Genomic DNA, 3454 nt, shown 5'->3' with positions numbered 1-3454 from the left:
CATGCTAGCAGGCCGCCGCGCCCGGCGAAAGGGGCGCGCGCTCAGCGCTCGCCCGGCACCAGCCGCGTCACCCACAGCCCCGAGTTGAAGTCCGTGGCGAAAACCATTCCGTTGTGCGGCATGGCCGCCCACGTGAACGTGAGGTTGGGGACGAAGCCCGCCGGGTCGCCCGTGGCCAGCACGGCCAGCTCCCGCCCGCGGATGCGCCCGCGCAGGTCGCCGGAGACGTCCAGCGCCCGCAGGCCGCCGTTGTTGGTGCCCGTGTACAGCGTGTCGTCGTGCACCCAGAACCGGCTGATGCCGTACGTGGGCACGTCGTAGGTGGCCACCTCCACGGGCATGTCGGGCCGCGTGGCGTCGAACACGTGCAGAAAGCCGCCGATCTCCTGGCGCCGGTTCAGGTCCGTGCCCAGGGGCAGGATCTGGTCGGCCACGAAGACGTAGCGACGCCCCGCCCGGTTGGTGTACGGCAGCGCGTACGCCGTGTTGCCGAACGTGCGGTTGCGCCACTCCGTGCGGTAGCGCGTCTGGCTCACCAGCTGGGGCCGCCGGGGCGTGCCGCCCTTGATTCCCTTTCCCACGTCCAGGATCACCAGTCCGTCGTCCCAGTACGACAGGTACGCCAGCCCGTCCTGCACGGCCAGGTGGCTCAGGAAGCGCGCCGGGCTGTCCGGCACGCCCCAGCGGCCCAGGGGCTCGGGATTGCGCGGATTGCTCACGTCCAGGATGCGCATCTCCGCGTTGCCCGCGTCCACCAGGAACAGCCGGTCGCCCTCGAACGCCACCGTCTGCACGCCGCCCGTGAGCGCTTCCCAGTACTCGCCCACCTGCCGGGGATGCGCGGGATCAGCCAGGTCCAGCAGCACCACGCCGTTGCGCCGGCTTTCCGCCCCGCGCCGTCCGAACGCGGCCAGCGTGCGCGCGTCGTTCACGGCCACGTCCAGGATGGACTGCGCGTCCACCATCACCGAGTCCGTGAGGGCAGGCCGGGCGGGATCGCTCACGTCCCACACGTACACGCGGTTGCCCACGCACCCGTCGCATCCGCCCCAGGTGCCCGTGTACACGTAGTCGCGCCCGTCCACGCCGCGAAAGGCGTACAGGTCCGTGCTGCGCGTGTGGCTCACGCGCCCGCGCCCCAGCACCTCGAACCGGGCGGGCAGGCGCGCAGCCTCTTCGACCGTCGGCCCCACCATCGAGGGCTGGGCGGGCGCGGCGCCGCCGGACGCGCACGCGCCCAGCACGACGCCAAGGAGCGGGACGAGGACGATGCGATGGATGGTGTGCATCGGGATCGGGCGGATGAGGCGAATGCGTGTCTCCAACGGAAGATGATGCCGATCCGCGCGCGATGGAAGGCGCGGCGAACCCGCATCACCCGTGAACGCGCGAGCCCCGCGCGCCCGGACAGCGGATCAACCGCATTCTCACACGGGGCCTGCGGCCAACGGAGTCAACGGTCTTCTTTCGATCCGTTGCCGAGTCTCGTACGGAGGACAAACGAAACGGCGGCCGGGAAATCCATCCCCGGCCGCCGTTTTCACTTTCGCACTTTCGCACTTTCGCACTGCCGTCTCAGCCGTCGATGCGCTCCTGCAGCCAGCTGACGATCTGGTCCTCGGACAGGCGCGTCTGCTCCATGGTGTCGCGGTCGCGGATGGTGACCGTGCCCTGCTCCAGCGTCTCGCCGTCGACGGTGATGCAGAACGGCGTGCCGGCCTCGTCCTGGCGGCGGTAGCGGCGGCCGATGGCGCCCGCCTCGTCGTAGAAGCTGGGGATGCCGCGGCGGCGCAGGTCCTCGTGGATGCGCGTGGCGCGCTCGGGCATGCCGTCCTTCTTGACCAGCGGGAACACGCCGGCCTTGAGGGGCGCCAGCGAGGGCTTGATGCCCAGCACCACGCGCGTCTCGCCCTCCAGCTCCTCCTCGCGGTACGCGTTGGCCAGCACGGCCAGCGTCACGCGGTCGGCGCCCACGGAGGTCTCGATGATGTACGGGATGTAGCGCTCGTTGTTGGCCGCGTCCACGTACTGCAGCTTCTTGCCGCTGAACTCCTGGTGCCGCGTGAGGTCGAAGTCCGTGCGGTTGTGGATGCCCTCGATCTCGCCCCACCCCTCGTCGCCGATGGTGCCACCGAAGAAGAACTCCACGTCGCCCGCCGCGCTGGCATAGTGGGCCAGCTTTTCGTGCGGGTGGTAGCGCAGCCGGTCCGGCGACAGGCCCATCACCTCCGTGTGCCACCGGAAGCGGGCGTCGCGCCACTTCTCGAACCACTCCGCGTCCGTGCCCGGCTTGACGAAGAACTGCATCTCCATCTGCTCGAACTCGCGCGTGCGGAACGTGAAGTTGCCCGGCGTGATCTCGTTGCGGAACGCCTTGCCGATCTGCGCGATGCCAAAGGGCACACGCTGGCGGGCACTCTGCTGCACGTTCAGGAAGTTCACGTAGATGCCCTGCGCCGTCTCGGGCCGCAGGTACACCACGTTGGCGGAGTCCTCCGCCGGCCCCATGAACGTCTTGAACATGAGGTTGAAGTTGCGTGGCTCCGTCCACTCACCCGTCTTGCCGCAGCTGGGGCACTGCGCGTGGTCCAGGTCCGCCGCGCCCGTCTCGGAGAGCAGCGTGTCCACGCGAAAGCGGCGGTGGCAGTTGCGGCACTCCACCAGCGGATCGGTGAACTCGGCGATGTGGCCGCTGGCCTCCCACACCTTGGGGTGCATGAGGATGGCGGCGTCCAGGCCCTCGATGTCGTCGCGCTCGTGCACCATGGCGCGCCACCAGGCGTCCTTGACGTTGCGCTTGAGCTCCACGCCCAGCGGGCCGTAGTCCCACACGCTGCCCGTGCCGCCGTAGATCTCGGACGACTGGAAGACGTACCCCCTGCGCTTGCTCAGGGAGACGAGCTTGTCCATCAGGTCGTTGTCCGCCATGCCTTGCTTTGCCGATTCCGCAGATGTTGCCCGGTGGATGCCGCCGGGGCATCCGCGAGGTCCTGAATGAAGAGCGGGGATGATAACGGGCTGGGTGCGGGGCCGCAAATTCGGCGGGGTGCGGGGGATTGCTCAGAGTTCTGACAAACAGCTGAACTGCGAGGGACGGGGGACAGCCTGCAACTGCAGGGAATAGGGAACAGGGAATAGGGAATAGCCTGCAACGGCACGCACGGAGGGCGGTGGTGCCGATCTCCCATCCCACATCCCACCCAGCGGTGTGCCCCCACTCACCTCGCGACCGCCTCGTCCCGGCAGCGCGCACCACGCACCACGTTCCCCTGCCCCACCTCCGCAAGACGCGTCATCCTGAGGAGCCGCCGCGCGGACTGCGCCCGTGCACGACCTCTGGCGGCGACGAAGGATCTTGCGTCCCTGACTCGGAGCCGGCTCCCGTGCACGAAAGGCGGCCTCCACGCGGGCGCCCCCTCCGGGCTCGCGGAGCTCGCCCACCTCCCCCAAAAAC

At 69.3% G+C, this 3454-nt stretch carries 2 protein-coding genes; both read right to left on the bottom strand.

Translation table 11 applies throughout. The features are described from left to right. Positions 1-41: 41 nt before the first annotated feature. Positions 42-1289 (bottom strand): LVIVD repeat-containing protein, encoded by a 1248-nt coding sequence (locus tag VFZ20_RS02050; protein ID WP_329682151.1) that lies wholly within the window; start codon positions 1287-1289, stop codon positions 42-44. A gap of 286 nt (positions 1290-1575) precedes the next feature. Then, a complete protein-coding gene (locus VFZ20_RS02045; RefSeq protein WP_329682150.1) occupies positions 1576-2928 on the bottom strand; it encodes a glycine--tRNA ligase in 1353 nt (450 codons plus the stop codon). Between the last annotated feature and the right edge of the window lie 526 nt (positions 2929-3454).

The organism is Longimicrobium sp., assembly GCF_036280135.1.
Taxonomy (GTDB): domain Bacteria; phylum Gemmatimonadota; class Gemmatimonadetes; order Longimicrobiales; family Longimicrobiaceae; genus Longimicrobium.
The sequence above is the reverse complement of the archived record's forward strand: the minus strand, read 5'-3'. Positions and strand labels throughout refer to the sequence as shown.

Excerpts from the sequence above, each read along its gene's own strand:
- VFZ20_RS02050 (WP_329682151.1), bottom strand. The coding sequence starts at position 1,289 with ATGCACACCATCCATCGCATCGTCCTCGTCCCGCTCCTTGGCGTCGTG.
- VFZ20_RS02045 (WP_329682150.1), bottom strand. The coding sequence starts at position 2,928 with ATGGCGGACAACGACCTGATGGACAAGCTCGTCTCCCTGAGCAAGCGC.